General features: G+C 67.5%; 19 protein-coding genes. 6 read left to right on the top strand and 13 right to left on the bottom strand.

Translation table 11 applies throughout. The features are described 5' to 3' along the window. Positions 1-11 precede the first annotated feature (11 nt). Positions 12-608: an STM3941 family protein gene (locus SCNU_RS01005; RefSeq protein ID WP_009677479.1), complete on the bottom strand. Its 597-nt coding sequence runs from the start codon at positions 606-608 to the stop codon at positions 12-14. Positions 609-746: 138 nt separating this feature from the next. On the opposite strand from SCNU_RS01005, the gene SCNU_RS01000 reads away from it, so the two are divergent. Together SCNU_RS01000 and SCNU_RS20500 are read left to right on the top strand one after the other, a co-directional pair. Beyond that, on the top strand, positions 747-1,688 hold the full coding sequence (locus tag SCNU_RS01000) for an AurF N-oxygenase family protein (RefSeq protein WP_009677478.1): 942 nt from the start codon (positions 747-749) through the stop codon (positions 1,686-1,688). Continuing rightward, complete coding sequence (locus SCNU_RS20500) at positions 1,685-2,362, top strand: DUF4873 domain-containing protein (protein WP_009677477.1); 678 nt, start codon at positions 1,685-1,687, stop codon at positions 2,360-2,362. Before SCNU_RS01000 ends, SCNU_RS20500 begins: the two co-directional genes overlap by 4 nt. A gap of 30 nt (positions 2,363-2,392) precedes the next feature. On the opposite strand, the gene nrdF is transcribed toward SCNU_RS20500, so the two are convergent. Both nrdF and SCNU_RS00985 read right to left on the bottom strand, forming a co-directional pair. Continuing rightward, positions 2,393-3,394: a class 1b ribonucleoside-diphosphate reductase subunit beta gene (gene nrdF, locus SCNU_RS00990; protein WP_009677476.1), complete on the bottom strand. Its 1,002-nt coding sequence runs from the start codon at positions 3,392-3,394 to the stop codon at positions 2,393-2,395. Between the two features lie 80 nt (positions 3,395-3,474). Further along, entirely contained in the window at positions 3,475-4,368 is an 894-nt protein-coding gene (locus tag SCNU_RS00985; RefSeq protein WP_009677475.1) for a LysR family transcriptional regulator, read from the bottom strand. A gap of 134 nt (positions 4,369-4,502) precedes the next feature. On the opposite strand from SCNU_RS00985, the gene SCNU_RS00980 reads away from it, so the two are divergent. After that, a complete protein-coding gene (locus tag SCNU_RS00980; RefSeq protein WP_009677474.1) occupies positions 4,503-5,273 on the top strand; it encodes a 3-hydroxybutyrate dehydrogenase in 771 nt (256 codons plus the stop codon). 7 nt (positions 5,274-5,280) lie between these two features. Here SCNU_RS00980 and SCNU_RS00975 read toward each other — a convergent pair whose 3' ends face one another. The 5 genes from SCNU_RS00975 to SCNU_RS00955 all read right to left on the bottom strand — a co-directional run bounded on the left by SCNU_RS00975 (position 5,281) and on the right by SCNU_RS00955 (position 10,217). Continuing rightward, entirely contained in the window at positions 5,281-6,045 is a 765-nt protein-coding gene (locus SCNU_RS00975; protein WP_009677473.1) for an NUMOD3 domain-containing DNA-binding protein, read from the bottom strand. A gap of 148 nt (positions 6,046-6,193) precedes the next feature. Further along, positions 6,194-8,428: a class 1b ribonucleoside-diphosphate reductase subunit alpha gene (gene nrdE / locus SCNU_RS00970; RefSeq protein WP_040517300.1), complete on the bottom strand. Its 2,235-nt coding sequence runs from the start codon at positions 8,426-8,428 to the stop codon at positions 6,194-6,196. Between the two features lie 56 nt (positions 8,429-8,484). Continuing rightward, positions 8,485-8,964, bottom strand: a complete 480-nt coding sequence (gene nrdI, locus SCNU_RS00965; RefSeq protein ID WP_009677471.1) for a class Ib ribonucleoside-diphosphate reductase assembly flavoprotein NrdI — start codon at positions 8,962-8,964, stop codon at positions 8,485-8,487. A gap of 14 nt (positions 8,965-8,978) precedes the next feature. Continuing rightward, positions 8,979-9,212: a glutaredoxin-like protein NrdH gene (nrdH, locus tag SCNU_RS00960; protein WP_009677470.1), complete on the bottom strand. Its 234-nt coding sequence runs from the start codon at positions 9,210-9,212 to the stop codon at positions 8,979-8,981. A 447-nt stretch (positions 9,213-9,659) separates the two neighbouring features. Continuing rightward, positions 9,660-10,217, bottom strand: coding sequence for an NAD(P)H-dependent oxidoreductase (locus SCNU_RS00955; RefSeq protein WP_009677469.1), 558 nt, complete (start codon positions 10,215-10,217; stop codon positions 9,660-9,662). Between the two features lie 178 nt (positions 10,218-10,395). Here SCNU_RS00955 and SCNU_RS00950 point away from each other — a divergent pair, with 178 nt between their 5' ends. Then, positions 10,396-11,019, top strand: coding sequence for a TetR/AcrR family transcriptional regulator (locus SCNU_RS00950; RefSeq protein WP_050792721.1), 624 nt, complete (start codon positions 10,396-10,398; stop codon positions 11,017-11,019). Here SCNU_RS00950 and eccB read toward each other — a convergent pair. Continuing rightward, positions 11,006-12,409 carry a type VII secretion protein EccB gene (gene eccB / locus SCNU_RS00945; protein WP_009677467.1) on the bottom strand — a complete coding sequence of 468 codons (1,404 nt, stop codon included), beginning with the start codon at positions 12,407-12,409 and terminating at the stop codon, positions 11,006-11,008. The genes SCNU_RS00950 and eccB overlap by 14 nt on opposite strands. 98 nt (positions 12,410-12,507) lie before the next feature. On the opposite strand from eccB, the gene SCNU_RS00940 reads away from it, so the two are divergent. Further along, positions 12,508-13,917, top strand: coding sequence for a type VII secretion protein EccE (locus tag SCNU_RS00940; protein ID WP_040517299.1), 1,410 nt, complete (start codon positions 12,508-12,510; stop codon positions 13,915-13,917). A 7-nt stretch (positions 13,918-13,924) separates the two neighbouring features. On the opposite strand, the gene manA is transcribed toward SCNU_RS00940, so the two are convergent. The 3 genes from manA to SCNU_RS00925 all read right to left on the bottom strand — a co-directional run bounded on the left by manA (position 13,925) and on the right by SCNU_RS00925 (position 16,787). Further along, the gene (gene manA / locus SCNU_RS00935; protein ID WP_009677465.1) at positions 13,925-15,172 is read right to left on the bottom strand and encodes a mannose-6-phosphate isomerase, class I; all 1,248 of its coding nucleotides are present in this window, start codon (positions 15,170-15,172) and stop codon (positions 13,925-13,927) included. Next, on the bottom strand, positions 15,172-16,299 hold the full coding sequence (locus tag SCNU_RS00930) for a hypothetical protein (protein ID WP_009677464.1): 1,128 nt from the start codon (positions 16,297-16,299) through the stop codon (positions 15,172-15,174). Before SCNU_RS00930 ends, manA begins: the two co-directional genes overlap by 1 nt. A 65-nt stretch (positions 16,300-16,364) precedes the next feature. Next, positions 16,365-16,787, bottom strand: a complete 423-nt coding sequence (locus SCNU_RS00925) for a DUF3499 domain-containing protein (protein WP_083812519.1) — start codon at positions 16,785-16,787, stop codon at positions 16,365-16,367. 123 nt (positions 16,788-16,910) lie between these two features. On the opposite strand from SCNU_RS00925, the gene SCNU_RS00920 reads away from it, so the two are divergent. Then, complete coding sequence (locus SCNU_RS00920; protein WP_009677462.1) at positions 16,911-17,420, top strand: metallopeptidase family protein; 510 nt, start codon at positions 16,911-16,913, stop codon at positions 17,418-17,420. A gap of 80 nt (positions 17,421-17,500) precedes the next feature. Here the strand turns inward: SCNU_RS00920 and SCNU_RS00915 are convergent, their stop codons facing one another. Beyond that, positions 17,501-17,824, bottom strand: a complete 324-nt coding sequence (locus SCNU_RS00915; RefSeq protein WP_050792720.1) for a WhiB family transcriptional regulator — start codon at positions 17,822-17,824, stop codon at positions 17,501-17,503. Between the last annotated feature and the right edge of the window lie 115 nt (positions 17,825-17,939).

Below are 17,939 nucleotides of genomic sequence, written 5' to 3'. Positions count from 1 at the left end.
CTTGCACAGACCTACCTGAGGTCGACGACGGTGACGCCTCGGGTGGCGACCGCGGCCAGCACGTCGTCGACCGGCGGTCTCACTCCTGGCTGCCAACTGGCGATCCGGCCGGTTGCCGAGGTCGGGACACCGACCAGGTCGCCCGTCATTCGAGCCATCGCCGAGGATTCCTCGGCCGGGTCGTCGAGCACGCTGACAGCCACGTGCTCGACGGATGAGCCCGGGACATGCTGGGTGACGGCGTAGACGGCGTCGATCCTCGACCACGGCACCGACCACCGGGCCTGTCCCAGTCGTCCGGCACCGCTGATCCCGGCGTCGTCGACCAGCAGGACTCCCCGGTCGCCGAACAGGAAGCGCCCGGCCATCACCGCACCCCCGACGCCGAAGAAGATGATCGACGCCCAGCCGATGACCCGCTGGAACGACGAACTGTCGGCAGCGAGGACCATCCACAGCCCGATCGCCACGAAGACGACGGGGAGGACGAACATCACCAGCACCGACTTGGCGGTCAACTCCTGCCTGGCCTCGATCTCCATGTTCTCGACGGTACGGAAGTCGGACCAGGTGTCCAGGGGGCCGTCGGACCGTCGAATGACCGTCACGCTCGGCGGCTCGGACCGACCAGCACTCCCCGAGATGACATCAGTGATTGTTCCATTATTCAGTGGTAACGTGATGTTCATCACTGACGTCTCGACGATCGCGATCAGGTCGTCGACACCGAGTCGACAAGGATTGCCATGAGCACGACAGACGACATCAGAACCACACCGACGCCGAAATCTCGACAGGACTACCGCGACGCACGGACCACCATCGCGCATCGTCTGCTCAAGAGTTCGTCCAACCGCTCGTACGACCCGATCATCGACATCGATTACGACGCGCCGCTGGTGGACGGCAAGTACTTCCTTCCGCCGGCGGTCGTCACCCTGCACGGCACCGACGTGTGGGACGCCATGACCGGTGAGCAGCGGATCGAACTGTCGCGGCAGGAGATGGCGAACATCCTGTCGGTCGGGATCTGGTTCGAGAACCTCCTCAATCGCGCGCTGTTGATCCGACTGATGCGCGCAGACCCCGCCGCGGCGACGACCCACTACTCACTGACCGAGATGGGCGACGAGTGCCGCCACATGACGATGTTCGGCAAGGCGATCGAGACGTCCGGTGCCCGCGCATACGGCATGCGCCGCTGGGAGCGCGGGGCGATGCATGTCCTGCCGATCGTCATGCGCGGAACGCTGATGTGGGTCATCACCCTGGTCGGCGAGGAACTCTTCGATGCGATTCAACGGCAGGTCAGGAACGATCCCGACCTGCAACCCATGGTGGCGCAGCTGATGCAGATCCACGTCACCGAGGAGGCCCGGCACATCGGTTTCGCGCGCGACGCGATCGTGCGGCGCCGTCCCATCCGCTCCCGATTCGAGACGGTCGTCGCTGCGAACCTGCACGGGCTCGCAGCACCGGTCTTCCGGCGACTGTTCACCAACCCGGAGATGTACCGACGCGCCGGGTTCGACGACCCCGCTGCGATCGCCCGGATCGCCCGGCGCAATCCGGAATTCCACAACGTCCAGGTCGACTCCTTCGAACCGCTCTCGACCTTCCTCGAGAAGAACGGACTGATGGGGCCGCTCGCGAGGCGCATGTGGCGTCGATCGGGGTTCTTGAGGTGACGACCATCGCGCTGGTCGGTACCTCGCCGGCGATCGAGAGGACTCGGCGGCGGCTCGCCGACTCGCCGCTGCCGTTCCACGTCGTCGACGACTCGTGCGCCGCCGATCTGATCGTGACCGACGACGCGCCGCCCTCGCCGAATCATCTCGGCGTGGCCTCGGCTCAGACACCGGACACGTTCTTCTGCAGCGACGGTTCCGTCGACTACGTGGTCGCCGCCTTGACCGAGGCGCATCTGGCCGGTGTCCATGGAGTCCGCGTCCGCCGGCCGGTCCAGGACCGGCGCGAACAGCCGGTTCTCGGAATGAAGTCCGAGCGGCGCCGCCTGATCAGCCGTATCAGGCGCCGCGCCGCGCGATTCGACCCGTCCGACTACGACTGGATCAGCGACGAGACGATCGACGTCGACGTCTTCGACGACGAGGTGGTCGTGACCGTGGCCGGCGAGGATCTCACTGCACGATTGCGCGGGCGCGGGCGCGTCGACGGATACGACGGTCGATTCCATTGGGCCGGAACGCTGTACAGCGAGCGCGCCGCCGACCTCAAGCGCACAGGCCAGTCGACCGCGAGCATCGAGAGCGTCCGCGGCGAGGCGATTCCCGCACGACTGGCCGAGATCACCGCCTGGGGCACCGTCCGCATCACCGGAGTCGGCACGCCGCCCTGGTGAGTGTCAACCGCGTGAGCGAAGCCCGCGTCGCTAGAAGTCCCAGTCCTCGTCTTCGGTGTTGACCGCCTTGCCGATCACGTACGAGCTCCCCGACCCGGAGAAGAAGTCGTGGTTCTCGTCCGCGTTCGGCGACAGGGCCGACAGGATCGCCGGGTTCACATCGGTCTCGTCCTTCGGGAACATCGCCTCGTAGCCCAGGTTCATCAGCGCCTTGTTGGCGTTGTAACGCAGGAACTTCTTTACGTCCTCACTCAGGCCGACCTCGTCGTAGAGCGCCTCGGTGTAGTCGGTCTCATTGTCGTAGAGCTCGAAGAGCAGCTCGAAGGTGTAGTCCTTGAGCTCCTGGCGACGTTCCGGGGTCTGCACCTCGAGTCCGCGCTGGTACTTGTACCCGATGTAGTAGCCGTGGACGGCCTCGTCGCGGATGATCAGCCGGATCATGTCGGCCGTGTTCGTCAGCTTGGCGCGCGAGCTCCAATACATCGGCAGGTAGAAGCCGGAGTAGAAGAGGAACGACTCGAGCAGCGTCGAGGCGACCTTGCGCTTGAGCGGATCGTCGCCACGGTAGTAGTCCATGACGATCTGCGCCTTGCGCTGGAGATACTCGTTCTCCTCCGACCAGCGGAAGGCCTCGTCGATCTCCTTGGTGGAGCACAGCGTCGAGAAGATCGAGCTGTAACTCTTGGCATGCACCGACTCCATGAACGCGATGTTCGTGTAGACGGCCTCCTCGTGCGGCGTCAGCGCGTCCGGGATCAGCGAGATCGCGCCGACCGTGCCCTGGATGGTGTCGAGCAGCGTCAGTCCGGTGAAGACGCGCATGGTGAGCGTCTTCTCGTAGTCGGTGAGAGTCCCCCACGACGGGATGTCGTTCGACACCGGCACCTTCTCGGGCAGCCAGAAGTTTCCGGTGAGGCGGTCCCAGACCTCGGCGTCCTTGTCATCCTGGACGCGATTCCAGTTGATCGCCGAGACGCGATTGACCAGCTTGACTGGTGCACCTTCGGCTGGACTGTGAGCGGACTCAGACATGACACCTCGCAGATAGTTGGCAGAGACTGCGTCAACCCTACCGCCAAGCCATCAGTCCATCCTCTTCTGGCGCTTATGGACTAGCCGACAAGTGCCGGACCGATCTCGTCAACCCGTGTCCGCAGCGCGTTCGCCAGCGCCGCGACCTCCCGGCGGCGAGCGGCATCCGGTCGCATCGCCATCCAGTACGACATCTCGGCGTTCACCTCCGCCGCGAGCACGCGCGTCAGATCGTCGTGCTCGTCGGCGAGGAAGCACGGCAGCAGTCCCAGACCGATGCCGGCGCGCGTCGCCTCCACCTGCACGTGAACGCTCGTCGACCGGAACCGGTCGGTCATCGCGGGCAGGTCGAGCTTGGCGACGTCGAGGGCGTCGACGGTGAGCATGGACCCGACGAAGTAGATCAGCGGGCGCCCGATCAACTCCTCCCGCCGAACCGGCACCCCGGCGGCTGCGAGGTAGCCCGTCGATCCGTACAGGCCCAGGCGATACGAGCCGAGCACACTCGCCTCCACGTCGTGGCTCGTCGGTCGCTCCACGACGATCTCGATGTCTATGCCCGAGTACGCCGACGGGACTGACCGCGTCACCACCATCAGATCCACTGAGAGCAAAGGGTTCTCACGCGTGAGCCGCGCGACGACCGGAACCACGACGCGGGCGCTGAAACCCTCGGTGGCCGCGATGCGGACCGAACCGCGCAGGGCGTCGTCGGCGTCGGACCGCAGACGCGCCAGCGTCGATTCGATCTCCTCTGCGGCCGCCACCGCGGTCCGGCCGAGATCCGTCAGCGACCAGCCCGTCGCATCGCGCGCGAGCAGCCGCCCGCCGAGCGATCGTTCCAGCGCCGCGATGCGTCGGGACACCGTGGTGTGACTGACGTCCAGCAGGTCCGCCGCCGCCGTGTAGCGACCGGTCCTGGCGACCATCAGGAGTGCGACCAGATCGCTTGCGTCGACCTCACCGATGTGCACATTTGCAGATTCTATCGGCGCCGATGGTCATTGCGTGTGCTTCGACAGGCAAAGAGAATCGACGATGCCGTGGCACAGCAGCTCCCACCGACCGGGTGACGCACACCGCGGGATCGACGACGGAAGAAGGCCCGATGACCGACAACGCCCAGCGCAACGACACTTCGATGGCCGGCCGGCGCGCCATCGTCACCGGAGGAGGCTCTGGCATCGGCGCGGCCGTCGCCGAACGCTTCGCGCGGGCCGGAGCCCAGGTCACCGTCGCGGACGTCAACTCCGACGCCGCATCTGCCGTGGCCGACCGGATCGGCGGGATCGCCTGGCAGGTCGATCTCACCGACACCGACGCGCTCGCCGATCTGACACTCGACGTCGACGTCCTCGTCGACAACGCGGGCATCCAGCACGTGAGCCCGATCGAGGAATTCAGCCCGACTCAGTTCCGGCGCATCACGGCGCTGATGATCGAGGCGCCCTTCCTACTGACCCGCGCCGCACTGCCCGGCATGTACGACCGCGGGTTCGGTCGGATCATCCACGTCTCGTCCGTCCACGGTCTGCGCGCGTCGAAATACAAGGCCGCGTACGTGGCGGCGAAGCACGCGGTCGAAGGGCTGTCGAAGGTCACCGCTCTCGAAGGCGGTGAGCACGGGGTGACCAGCAACTGCATCAACCCCGGCTACGTCCGGACCGCCCTCGTCGAAGCCCAGGTCGCCGAACAGGCACGGACGCACGGCATCACCGAGGACGAGGTCGTGGAGAAGATCTTCCTCGCGCGTCCCGCGATCAAGCGACTGATCGAGCCGTCCGAGGTCGCGGAACTGGCGGCCTTTCTCGCCTCCGACGCCGCCGGAATGATGACGGGATCGTCGTACGTGATGGACGGCGGCTGGACCGCGGGCTGACATCGGGTCAGTCCCCCGACGCGGCCGCATCGTCCCGGCAATGCCGACACGTCGCCTTGAATACGCCCTTGTTCGTGTGGTGCCGGGTGTGCGCACTCCGGCGACTCGACGGCATGGGGCGTCCCTTCCGGACCGCTGACATCTTGGCGCGCGTCTCGGCGCTGGCCTTCTTGCCGAAGTTGGGGTTGCCGGACCCTCGGCGTTGCTCCGACAGGGCCGCCCGAGCCTCGGCCGACATCTTGTGGCCGAACGAAGGATGGTCCTTTCCGAACTTGCCGTAGTTCGGGTTGTCGGAACCGGAGTTCGTGCCCTTGCGTTCACGGCTCCACTTGGCCCGTTGATCATCCGAATGCGTGCGCCCGCGAAAAGGGTTCTCCTCACCGAACCGACTCACGCACTTGCGGCCTGTAGACCGAATACGCGCTGCCTCACGCATCTCCGCGGTCCACTCGACTCCTGTGGGTCCCAACCCTCCATCGGACAAGTTCAGGAGCGGCTGCGCGTCCTTCCGTAGATAGGCGATCCAATCGATCTCGGCTTGCCCGAGTTCGTCCAGACCCTCGATCCACGCGAGCACGTCTGCGATTACCTCGGCAGGGTCCTGCTTGCGTAGCCAGTCATAGAACGGCGCTTTCCTCCGCCCGTACGCCGCGGCCTTGAGATGCTGCTTCAGGCGAATCTCTGCGGTCTTGGTCGTTAAGCCGATGTACCGGTAGTCGTAGCTCGAGCGCAACCGCACTCCGTAGATCACACCGCCCGGCAACTCTTCCACGGCTGTGCACTCCTCACGAGTCGATCCCTGGATATGTGGCTCGGACAATACCGATGGGGTCAGACATCCGGAGTGCCCGATGGAGTGCGATCGGCCCGCCTCCGTGAGAGGCGGGCCGATGAGAATTAACCGTTACTGACGGTAACACTCACAACATGCAGCTGACGCAGTTCTCCACCTCAGTCCCCTCGAGGGCCATCTGACGCAGACGGATGTAGTACAGCGTCTTGATTCCCTTGCGCCATGCGTAGATCTGCGCCTTGTTGACGTCTCGGGTCGACGCGGTGTCCTTGAAGAACAGCGTGAGGCTCAGCCCCTGATCGACATGCTGCGTCGCAGCCGCGTACGTGTCGATGATCTTCTCGTAGCCGATCTCGTACGCGTCCTGGTAGTACTCCAGGTTGTCGTTGGTCAGGTACGGCGCCGGGTAGTAGACGCGACCGATCTTGCCTTCCTTGCGGATCTCGATCTTCGAGGCGACCGGGTGGATCGAACTCGTCGAGTGGTTGATGTAGCTGATCGAACCGGTCGGCGGCACCGCCTGCAGGTTCTGGTTGTAGATGCCGTACTTCTGGACCGACGCCTTCAGCTCACGCCAGTCGTCCTGCGTCGGAATGTGAATCCCGTTGTCGGAGAACAGCTGCCCACTCTCGCCCGGCCCGGCGTTGGCGAAGATCTCGCGCACCTTCTCGGTGGCCGGCTCCCACACCTGGTCGGTGTACTTGTCGAAGAACTCACCGCTCGCGTACTTGCTCTTCTCGAAGCCCGCGAAGGTGGTGCCGCGCTCCTTGGCGATCTTGTTCGACGCGCGGATGGCGTGGAACAGGACCGTGTAGAAGTACATGTTCGTGAAGTCGATGCCCTCTTCGCTGCCGTAGAAGATCCGCTCGCGGGCGAGATACCCGTGCAGGTTCATCTGGCCGAGGCCGATCGCGTGGCCCTCATCGTTGGCGCGCTTGATCGACGGCACCGACTCGATAGAGGTCTGATCGGCGACGGCGGTCAGACCGCGGATCGCCGTCTCGATGCTCTGCCCGAAGTCGGGCGAGTCCATCGTCTTCGCGATGTTCATCGAGCCGAGATTGCAGGAGATGTCCTTGCCGACCTGCGAGTAGGTCAGATCCTCGTTGAACTCCGACGGCGTCGAGACCTGCAGGATCTCCGAGCACAGGTTGGAATGCGTCACCTTGCCGTCGATCGGGTTCGACCGGTTCACCGTGTCCTCGAACATGATGTACGGGTAGCCCGACTCGAACTGCAGCTCGGCGAGCGTCTGGAAGAACTCGCGCGCCTTGATCTTCGACTTGCGGATCCGGCGGTCTTCGACCATCGCGTGGTACTCGTCCGAGACGTTCACATCGGCGAACGGCTTGCCGTAGACGCGCTCCACGTCGTACGGGCTGAACAGGTACATGTCGTCGTTGTCCTTGGCGAGCTGGAAGGTGATGTCGGGGATCACCACGCCGAGCGACAGGGTCTTGATGCGGATCTTCTCGTCGGCGTTCTCGCGCTTGGTGTCGAGGAAGCGGTAGATGTCCGGGTGATGCGCGTGCAGGTACACCGCACCCGCGCCCTGACGTGCGCCGAGCTGGTTGGCGTAGCTGAACGAGTCCTCGAGCAGCTTCATGATCGGGATGACGCCGGAGCTCTGATTCTCGATGCGCTTGATCGGCGCGCCGTGCTCACGGACGTTGCTCAGCAGCAGTGCGACGCCGCCGCCACGCTTGCTCAACTGCAGTGCCGAGTTGATGGAGCGCCCGATCGACTCCATGTTGTCCTCGATGCGGAGCAGGAAGCACGAGACCGGCTCGCCGCGCTGCTTCTTGCCCGAGTTCAGGAAGGTCGGAGTGGCCGGCTGGAAGCGGCCGTCCATGATCTCGTCGACCAGGTGCCGCGCGAGCGCGGTGTCGCCGTCCGCCAGGGTCAGCGCCACCATGCAGACGCGATCCTCGAAGCGCTCCAGGTAGCGCTTGCCGTCGAAGGTCTTGAGCGTGTAGCTGGTGTAGTACTTGAACGCGCCGAGGAAGGTCGGGAACCGGAACTTCTTGCTGTACGCATGACCGAACAGGAGCTTGACGAACTCGCGGTCGTACTTCGCGAGGACCTCGGGCTCGTAGTAGTTCTCCTTGATGAGGTAGTCGAGCTTCTCATCGAGATCGTGGAAGAACACGGTGTTCTGGTTGACGTGCTGCAGGAAGTACTGCCGCGCCGCTTCCCGGTCCTTGTCGAACTGGATGTTGCCGTCGGCGTCGTACAGGTTGAGCATCGCGTTGAGCGCGTGGAAGTCGAGGTCCCCCGGTTCGTGCCCCGCGGGCCCGGTGTGCACCCCCGACTTGCTCGCCGAGACGGTTGATTCGCTGACAGAAACTGCGGTGGGCGACACTGCTTCTCCCTGGTGGAACGTGGTTTTTACTACGAATTGTGGTGGCCGGACCGCGGTCAGGCGGCCTGGCCGGTGAACGCGGAGCTAGCGACGAACTGAGCTAGACCCGCACGCACCCTCTCGACGTCGTCAGTGGTTCCCATCAGCTCGAAGCGATACAGGAACGGCACCTGACACTTGTGGGAGACGATGTCGCCCGCCAGCGCGAACTCCTCACCGAAGTTGGTGTTGCCTCCGGCGATGACGCCCCGGATCAACGAACGGTTCTGTTCGACGTTCAGGAACTTGATGACCTGCTTCGGCACGTACCCGCCGCCGGCGTGGGAACTCACGCTCCCCGTGTCGCTGATCTTCCCGCCCCCGTAGGTCGGGGTGATCAGCACGTAGGGCTCGTCCACGCGGAACGACGAGGTGCGGTCGAGCAATGGGATTCGGACGGCCCGCAGCCCCAGCTTCTGAACGAAGCGATGGGTGTACTCCGAGACCGAGGAGAAGTAGACGATGAGCGGATTCTGTGGATCGGGGTCGGCGGCCATGAGGCACGCCCCGATCAGGCCGCGCTGGCGGCGAGCGACTTGATGCGGTCCGGACGGAATCCCGACCAGTGCTCGTCGCCGACCACGACGACAGGTGCCTGCAAGTAGCCGAGGGCCATCACGTAGTCGCGAGCCTCGTCGTCCTGGCTGATGTCCACCACGTCGTACTCCAAGCCCATCTTGTCGAGGGCCTTGTAGGTCGCATTGCACTGGACGCAGGCGGGCTTGGTGTAAACGGTGATGGCCATCGATGAACTCCCTTGAGATGAATGATCTGCTGCGAGTGACTTGCTGGACTTCTCTGACCGGATCCTCTGCTTTCACAGTGAACGACATCCGTGTGATTCGCTCGGTTGCCGCCCGCCCCCCGGACAACCCAAACACTACACCTAGTGGGTGACGTTTTCCTAGACCACAAGAACTTGTGAATAACATTCTTGAAACTCCCAGGTCGCGCGGCAGTTGTCCACAGGTGGCCCGGCGTGTCTCGGCGCCTTCGGCGTGTCTCAAAACTGCCCCTTCCACTAGCCCTGGAGCCCGGCGAAACACGCGCCGCGGTGCGTCTGCGCTGCCTCCTGACGAGGAGTCAACCACCCGGGTAGGACAATTCCGTGTGATCGGCCGCGACCCACCCGAGAAAGACGGCGGGGCCGGTCGCGGACATCCGCGACCGGCCCCGCCGGAGAGCCTGTGAATCAGGCCGCGACGGCGACCTCTGCGGTCAGCACGCGCACGACCTCGACGAGCTGCTCGATGGTCTCGGCGGTGGCCACGCCCTCGTCGCCCAGCGCACCGGTGCCGATGCCGATCTCGACGGCCTCGACGACGTTCGCGCCCGCGATACCGATCGACTTGCGGGTGTCCTGGCGCGACCAGGTGCCCGCGTACTGGCCGAGCGCCGCACCGATGACGCCGGCAGGCTTGCCGGACAGCGCACCGGCGCCGTACGGACGCGACAGCCAGTCGATGGCGTTCTTCAGCACGGCCGACATGGTGCCGTTGTACTCGGGGGTCACGAAGAGGAAGGCGTCCGCGGCGACTCCGGCGTCACGCAGTGCGGCGGCCGCGGCGGGGATCGCGTCCGCGGTGTCGATGTCCTCGTTGTAGAACGGCACGTCGTTCAGGCCCTCGACAATGGTCAACGACACGCCCTCGGGAGCATTGGCCGCCGCGAGCTCTGCGAGCGCGCGATTGTGCGAACCGGCACGGAGGCTGCCGACGAGGACTGCGATGTTGATGTTGCCTTCAGACATGTTCAATAACTCTTCCTGACGAGTGTTTCGTGGATACCTCTGGGTAAACGGACCACGGTCCGTGAGGATTCCCGAATCCGCGGTGACACCCGACACAGTCGTCGAGGCGCAGGTCGGAGCACGATTCGAGCGCGGCAGCCGCAAACACGACATGGCCGACATGCTCTAGAGTCAGGTCATGCTTCCCGACGGCCCAGGCCCCCTTGAACTGCATGTGGCGAACGAGCCCGCCGTCTCGCCGGAGCGGGCCGACGCGGCGCGCAATCGCCGCCTGCTGCTGGCCGCCGCGAAGTCGCTGATCGACAGCCAGGGGGCAGCGGCCGTCACGATGGACGCGGTGGCGCGGGCCGCGGGAGTAGGCAAGGGAACGGTCTTCCGGCGCTTCGGCAACCGCACCGGCCTGATGCTGGCCCTGCTCGACCACTCCGAGTCCGACCTGCAGCAGGCCTTCCTGTCCGGACCCGAGCCCCTCGGACCGGGGGCCGCACCGCTGGACCGGCTCATCGCCTACGGCCGCGCCCGACTCAAAATGACCGTCGACCATCTCGACATCCTGCTCGAGGCCGGCGCGGACCAGCCCGATCACCTGTCCCATCCGGTGTGGGCGATGTCGACGATGCACGTGCGGATGCTGCTCGCCGAGCTGGGCTTCGCGGGCCGCCTCGACGTGACCGCACACGCCGTCCAGGCACCGCTGATGGCGGTCACCGTGCGGCACCTGCTCGACGTCGTCGGCATGAGTCCGAGCGAGATCGCCGACGATTGGGAGTCCATGGTCCGCCGCCTGGTCAGCGGTTACTGACCGCGTCCCGCATGACGGCCGCCGCCTCGCGGCTCAGCTCCAGCCCCTCCGGCAGCAGTGCGATCATCGGCCACGGTGCGCGCATCGGGTCCGGCAACCCGAGCATCTGTCCGACGCCGCCGCCCGACAACCGGTACCGCACCCCGGCGTCGCTGACGTAATACGGCGTGGCGGCTCTCGGCGAGTCGGGCTCGACGCCGGTGAGGACGATATGAGCGCCGGATCCCGGCGGGACGAAGACCCGGTCCAGCGCCGGTCCCGGACCGTCGGCGGAGGCCAGTCGCACCGCCTGCGCGCCACTCGGGATGGGCAGCTTGCGAGCCGCCAGCAGTTCCGCGGTCGCGAACTCTCCGTCGGCGTCCCGGCTCCAGCGGTGGCACAGCGCGGGCGACGGCCGGTCGGCGACCCGAGGCGGTCTCGCCGGGAAATCACCGAGCGGCACCTCCTCGCGCTCCGGCAGTGCCGCGACCGCGCCCGGAGCAACGCGCCGCACCCGATCCGCAGCGTCCGGATCGGCCAGTCGCATCATCTCGGCCGCGGGCTCCGACAACGGCTGCACCGCATCGCGGAGCACCAGGTGATAGGCGGACGTGCCGTCGACGGCCACGGTGGCGACCACGGTGCCGACCGGCATGCCCAGTACTCCGGGACCGCCTCGTCCCGGTACCTCCGGCACTCGCAGTTCCGCTCGCGCGGGAAGTGAACTCAACAACCCGGCGCCCACCTCGCGGGCGGTCGCGTCGGCCAGGCCCAGCGATCGGATCAATTCGGGTCGCGACAGGTCGACGGGCGCCCGCACCGGAACCGACGTCCCACCGGGACCCGGCACGGAGTACAGGAGCCACGCCGTGCCCGCGTGCTCGACCAGCTCGGCATCGAGGGGATCGGTCAGCGTCGGGTCGAGAGCACCGGCGATCACCGCGCTGCCCTGTGCGTCCTCGCACACCGTCCACGTCGACCGGTCCGGGTCGGCCGGCCCGGCGAGCACGCCCGGTGCCCCGACGATCCCGACCTCCGCGCCGCGCGGGTACCCGGCGAGCGAGGCATCGCTCGCCCGGCGCACCGGCAGCGGCTGCCCGAGGATGAGCCGCGCGGACGCCAGGTTGGGCACCGGATGCATCACATCGTCGAGCAGTACGTACAGACCGCCCCCGTCGGCCGCAACGATCTGCGCGTCGCCGACACTCGGCTGCGGACGGACCAGTCCGTACACCGCCGCCCCGGCGACCACCAGAAGCGCGACGACCGCGCCGGCCAGCAACGATCTCGACTGCGAACGCATCGGATCATGCGTCATCCGAACGTCGTGCCGGACCAGTGCGTGCGTGGCTCGCGCCACCCCGAACCGGTATCCGCTCACCTGCGCACGCGTGGTCGTATGCCGTGACATCAATCCCCCCGATCGATTCCCCCACGTGGACGTTAGTCCCGGGATAGCCTCGTCCCACTGCGATTTCGCGAAGTCCTTGTTCCGGGGGGAGCATCACATTGCCATCGAGGACGCTGTCGCGGCGTGCCGCCGCACAGGAGACGTCTGCGCCGTTCGACGTGCCGACGGATGACGGCTTCATCGGGTTCCGACGAGCAGGCGACGGCATGATCGGCGTGCTGGCGATCGCGCCGCCCGCACCCGCACCGCTGGTCGTCGGCTCCCCCGCTCTCGAGCCCCCGCTCCTCGCGGCCGTGCTGGCCTCGATGACCGCCGCGGACGTCGCGCCGTGGTCTGCGGAGATCGTCAGTCACACCGCAGGTTGTCGCGCTGACGATCCCGCGGCCCGTGCGTACCGGACGCTGCTCGGCGGGCTGCGGATCCCCGCGCACCGCACCGTCCACCTCGTTCTCCGGATTCGTCCGGCCGACCACCCGGCCGCCGTCCGGGCACGCGGCGGAGGGAGCACCGGAGCCCTGCGGACCGCGGTCTGGTGTATCCGCCTGGTCCGGGCCCGTCTCGCCGACGCGGGAGTCGGCGCACGCGCGCTCGCTGCGGCGGAGATCACCGGATTGACCGAGGGACTGACTGAGGGCGCACCCGTCGATCGCATCGTCGCCGGGCCCGACGGTCCGCACGCGGACGGATTTCCGCTCACCGCCTACCGCTGGACGGGCAGCGCCCCCGAGTCGCTCGCGACGCTCCTCGCTTCTCCGGGCGCGGACGGATCGGTCTCGACGGTGCTGACTCTGCGGCTCGTCGCCACCCCGGCGGGCCCACGGCTGGCGGTGCTGCTGCGCGACAACGGCGGTCGCCCGCGGACGACCGCCGAGTCGGATGCACTGCGGCTCACGCGCGTCGACGACCGCGCGACGGCCCTCGCCGGTCTGCCGACGACCCCCACACCGCCGCGCCGCTCAGTCCGGCGCCTCGGCGACGAGCTGCCGGTCGGTGCCTCGCCCACCGCGACCCGGAGGCTCTGCGGTTCGGTGTCGGTCCCGCTGGCGGGCGACGGCCAGATCGTCGGCGCGGACCCGTCGGGGTCGGCGGTCGCCCTCCGGATGGCCGGTCCCGGGGTGCCGCGCACGGACCTCGTCGGCGACGACGCACTGGCCCGGCAGGTGGCACTACGGCTGACGGCGATCGGCCTCACGACGTCGGTGATCTCGGAGGTGCCCGAGCGATGGCGCCGACTCGCCGGGGCGGTCGGCGACGGGCTGCTCACGATCGGCGGAACCGATCGACGACCGTCGCGCGTCCTGATCGACGACACCGCGGAGGGCGCCGTCGTGGCACCCTCGGGAACGACGCTGGTGCGGGTCCGCGCGGACGGGGCTCCGCCGGCCGGGATCCCGGCGCTGGTGCAGCATCCGCAGACGGGCGCCGTCCGCGCGCTCGGACGTCACCGCGAGATACCGGTGCGGCTGGTCTCGACGGCGGCCGAGCGGAGCCTGACCGAGATCGAATGACGGCCGGTCAGCGACCGAGTTCCGGGACGATTGCCCGGAACACGACGGCATTCGACGATACCGCCCGCACCACGACGTCAGGATCGGCGGCGGACAGCCAGACCGCGTCACCCGGACCGGCCTTGAGATGCTCCCCGCCGCCCGTGCCCTCCACGGCGACGCGGCCGGAGATCACCGCGAGGATCTGCGGTCCGGTGACATCGAGACTGATCGACTGCGCCGCGTGCACGCCGGTTCCGTCCAGTTCGATACGAGACAGGCGGAACTCGGGTGCCGGAGTCAGGTAGATCCGCTCGGCGCCGAGGCTGCGCACGTCCGGCTTCAGCGCTTCGACGGTCACCGGACGGAAGTCCAGAACGCGAAGCAGCTCCGGGACGTCGATGTGCTTCGGTGTCAGCCCGCCGCGCAGCACGTTGTCGGAGTTGGCCATCAGCTCCACGGCCGTCCCGTGCAGGTAGGCGTGCAGATTGCCCGCCGACAGGTAGATGCCCTCGCCCGGCTGCAGTCGAATGCGGTTCAGGAGCATCGACGCGAGCACCCCCGGATCACCCGGGTAGGCCTCCCCGAGTTCCAGCAGGGATCGCAGCTCCAGTCGGAACCGCTGGTCGGCGCTGCCCAGCACGCGGATCGCGCCCGCGAGCACATCGGGAACGAGCGCTCCGATCACCGAGTCGGGCAGGGTGAGCCACGTGGTGAAGACCGCGCGCAGACCGGTCTCGTCGGGCTGTTCCACGAGCATGCCGAGGTACGGGGCGAGTCCGGGCACCGCGAGCAGTTCCATCAGCTCGACCGTCTGATGCGGATCGCGGAAACCGGCGAGCGCGTCGAACTCGGTCAGCGCCACCACGAGCTCAGGCTTGTGCGACGGATCGCGGTAGTTGCGATCGGGCGCGTCCATGGCCAGTCCGGCCGCGTTCTCTCGCTCGAAACCGGCGATCGCCTGGTCCAGACTCGGATGCGCCTGCAACGACAGCGGTTCCTGCGCGGCGAGGATCTTCAGCAGGTACGGCAGACGCGGCCCGAACTCATCGGTGATCGAGGCGCCGAGCTCATGCTCCGGGTCGGCCTCGATCGCGGCGAGCAGATCCTCCGGCCCGCCGATCTCGCCCAGGATCTTCGCGGGCGACGCCGGATGCGCGCCGAACCACAGTTCGGCCTCGGGGTGCGTCGAAGGACTCGGTGTGCCGCGCAACTCGGCCAGTGCGGTCCGCGATCCCCACGCGTACGGCCGCACCACTCCAGCCAGCAGCTTCATCAGGCCGCTTCTCCCATCAATCGAACGAACACCGCGGCGAGCTCCGCTCGCAGTGCCAGCACCAGGTACTCCCCCAGGTCGGCGGGCGTCTCCGTGAACGGATCCCCCGCGCTCATCGCGGCCGCCGGTGCCGGTTCACCGCTGCCGTCGGCTCCGTCGGCAGGCTGCTCGGCGACGATGTCGATGTCGCCGAGGGCCGCTGACCTCCGCTCGGCATACCAGCGGCGGGCCGCAGTCGTGAACAGTATCCCGCGGGTCGACGCCGCACGCGGTGGGTCGATCTCCGGATCGTAGAAGATGTCGTCGACGGGTGCGGCGCCTGCCGCCCCTTCGCGCAGTCGTAGCGCCAGCACGGGCTCTGCCGTCGCCGTCGAGACGGTTCCGGCGACGGCGAACGCGATCGCCGAGGCGTGGGCGGCGATCACCGCCGCACCCGGTGTGTCTCCCGCCCAGGCCACCGGTCGGTCGGCGAGGCGGAGCGCGAGCAGTTTGGCCTGGTTGTGGAAGCTCTCCTGGCCCGGGTGGTCAGCGGCGGCCTCACCGTCGAGCCGGTCGGCCAGTTCCGCGAGATCGGGTGCGGCGGGCGTCAGCCGGACTGCGGTCAGCGCAGTGCAGACGGCGAGCAGGGCCGCCACGAATCGACTGAACCCGAAGCGGTCGTCCACCCGCAATCTCGGTGACAGGTCGACCATCGGCTGCGATCCGATCGCGTCGCGCAACGGCCCCTCCACCGGCGCGACCGCGACGAGTTCGGCGCGCCGACGCAAGGTGCGCATCGCCGCATCCGCGAGCGCGGGGTCGCCCGCGTCGTCGCCTGCGACCGCGACCACGTCGAGCGGGCCGATCCAGCCGGGCAGAGCCGGTGCGGTGATGATCGGGACGTCGATGCGCGGGGCGACGACCGCCGCCACCAGGTCGGCCGCGCGGCGCGCCGTGGCGGAGGCTCCAGTGACGACCACCACCGCCCGCGGCCGCAGATCGGCGAGCCGTTCGAGCGCTCCCTCGGACTGCGCCTGCGACACCGCGCGCACCTGTGCGCCGGTCATCGCGGCGGACTGCAGCAGACCGTCGCGGTCGGCGGCGAGCAGACCGTCGACATCGTCGAGGTCAGTAGTCAACGCAGACATGAATCACAGCCTAGTAGTCGCTCAGCGAGAAAGGGTCGCGAGCGGAATCGGCGTCGCGCGAGAGATCAGTCGACCGGATCCGGCAGCACCCGGAGGTGTCCGCGGCGTCCGGGTCGAGGGGTCACAGCCGGCGTGCCTGCGGCGCGGGGCTGCGCACGATGGCGGCCACGTGGTCCGTCGTCGAACTCCGCGTGCGCCAGGAAGCCGACGCGCGGCGAACTGACGGTCGCCTCGCGGACCGCTTCGGCGAGTGCGGTCAGCTCCTGGTCCTCCGCGGGCTGTGCGAAGCCGCTCTCGCTGCGCATCATCTCCCAGCCGACCGGGACCGTGATCCGGTCGGCGTGCTGGGAGCACAGGTCCCACGAATGCGGTTCGTCTGACGCCGACAGCGGGCCGATCACCGCGGTCGACTCGGCGTAGACGAACGTCAGAGTCGCCACGGCGATTCGCGAACAGCCGGGCCTGCAGCACTGACGAGGGACACTCACGCGCTCAGCCTATCGCCTCCGCGTCCGCCGCGGACAATCGACACGCTCACCGGCCGCGGACCCGAAGGGCCGGTCGGTGCGGCGGCGCACGGCCGCACGTCGACCGGCCATTAAACTGTGGGCATGGTCCATCGACTCGTTCCGCTGCAGTCCGGACGCGAACTCCTCGGCCCGACGCCGCGCCGTCTCCGGGATCGACGGGGCCGCGGCCTGCGGGGCCGCCTGATGCCGATGTCGATGCCCGCGCATCGCACCCGTGCCGATCGATTCGATGCAGCGGCGGTCGAGGCGTTCGCCGAAATCGACAGCCGCTGGCACGACCATCTGACCGGGCTCGACGTCGCCGTCGACGACATTCCGCGCATGCTTCCCCGCGGGGACGAGCCGGTTCAATGGCCGGACGAGGTGACGGCCGACGGCCAGGTCCCGCTCGCACGGCTGATCCCGGCGGGCGTCGATGTGGCCGGCCGTCCGACGCGCGCGCAGATCATCCTCTTCCGCCGTCCGCTGGAACTCCGCGCCCACGACGACGAGGAACTGCCGGAGATCCTGCGCGAGGTGCTGATCGAGCAGGTCGCCACCTACCTGGGCGTCGACGAGGAGACCGTCGAACAGGGTCCGGAGGACGACTGACCCCCGGAAACGCCCCGACCCCTCGGCGCTCACCGGCGGGAGGCTCCGGTGCACCGAGGGGTCGGAAAGACGTCTTCGTGTCAGATGATTCCGCGCTTCAGGCGGCGCCGCTCACGCTCGGAGAGGCCGCCCCAGATACCGAAGCGCTCATCGTTGTGCAGTGCGTACTCCAAGCACTCCGCCTTGACTTCGCAGCCCTGGCAGATCCGCTTGGCCTCACGCGTGGAACCGCCCTTCTCGGGAAAGAACGCTTCCGGATCGGTCTGTGCGCAGAGCGCACGGTCTTGCCACTGTTCTTCGACGGCGTCGAACAATTCCTCGAAATCGTTCGGGACCACCGACAGATGGCGGTTCATGTGGGAAGGGCTGATCAGGTCAGCACCATCGCCCGCGTCCAAAGTCATCCGGCACCTCCCAGCTCGCAGACTTGAATTTCACCCCTCAGCCAGACCGGTGATCTGGCTGACGTGTCCTTGAACGACCCCCGACAATTCAAATGACACTGATGTGATTAGACAC

Source organism: Gordonia neofelifaecis NRRL B-59395 (assembly GCF_000192435.1).
GTDB classification, from domain to species: Bacteria; Actinomycetota; Actinomycetes; order Mycobacteriales; family Mycobacteriaceae; genus Gordonia; species Gordonia neofelifaecis.
The sequence above is the reverse complement of the archived record's forward strand: the minus strand, read 5'-3'. Positions and strand labels throughout refer to the sequence as shown.

What these genes read in the sequence shown, in the direction of transcription:
- manA (WP_009677465.1), bottom strand. Translation starts at nt 15,172, where the DNA reads ATGAAGCTGCTGGCTGGAGTGGTGCGGCCGTACGCGTGGGGATCGCGG.
- SCNU_RS01000 (WP_009677478.1), top strand. Translation starts at nt 747, where the DNA reads ATGAGCACGACAGACGACATCAGAACCACACCGACGCCGAAATCTCGA.
- SCNU_RS00950 (WP_050792721.1), top strand. Translation starts at nt 10,396, where the DNA reads ATGCTTCCCGACGGCCCAGGCCCCCTTGAACTGCATGTGGCGAACGAG.
- nrdF (WP_009677476.1), bottom strand. Translation starts at nt 3,394, where the DNA reads ATGTCTGAGTCCGCTCACAGTCCAGCCGAAGGTGCACCAGTCAAGCTG.
- nrdI (WP_009677471.1), bottom strand. Translation starts at nt 8,964, where the DNA reads ATGGCCGCCGACCCCGATCCACAGAATCCGCTCATCGTCTACTTCTCC.
- SCNU_RS00920 (WP_009677462.1), top strand. Translation starts at nt 16,911, where the DNA reads ATGGTCCATCGACTCGTTCCGCTGCAGTCCGGACGCGAACTCCTCGGC.
- SCNU_RS00955 (WP_009677469.1), bottom strand. Translation starts at nt 10,217, where the DNA reads ATGTCTGAAGGCAACATCAACATCGCAGTCCTCGTCGGCAGCCTCCGT.
- SCNU_RS00915 (WP_050792720.1), bottom strand. Translation starts at nt 17,824, where the DNA reads ATGACTTTGGACGCGGGCGATGGTGCTGACCTGATCAGCCCTTCCCAC.
- SCNU_RS00930 (WP_009677464.1), bottom strand. Translation starts at nt 16,299, where the DNA reads ATGTCTGCGTTGACTACTGACCTCGACGATGTCGACGGTCTGCTCGCC.
- nrdH (WP_009677470.1), bottom strand. Translation starts at nt 9,212, where the DNA reads ATGGCCATCACCGTTTACACCAAGCCCGCCTGCGTCCAGTGCAATGCG.
- SCNU_RS00980 (WP_009677474.1), top strand. Translation starts at nt 4,503, where the DNA reads ATGACCGACAACGCCCAGCGCAACGACACTTCGATGGCCGGCCGGCGC.
- eccB (WP_009677467.1), bottom strand. Translation starts at nt 12,409, where the DNA reads ATGTCACGGCATACGACCACGCGTGCGCAGGTGAGCGGATACCGGTTC.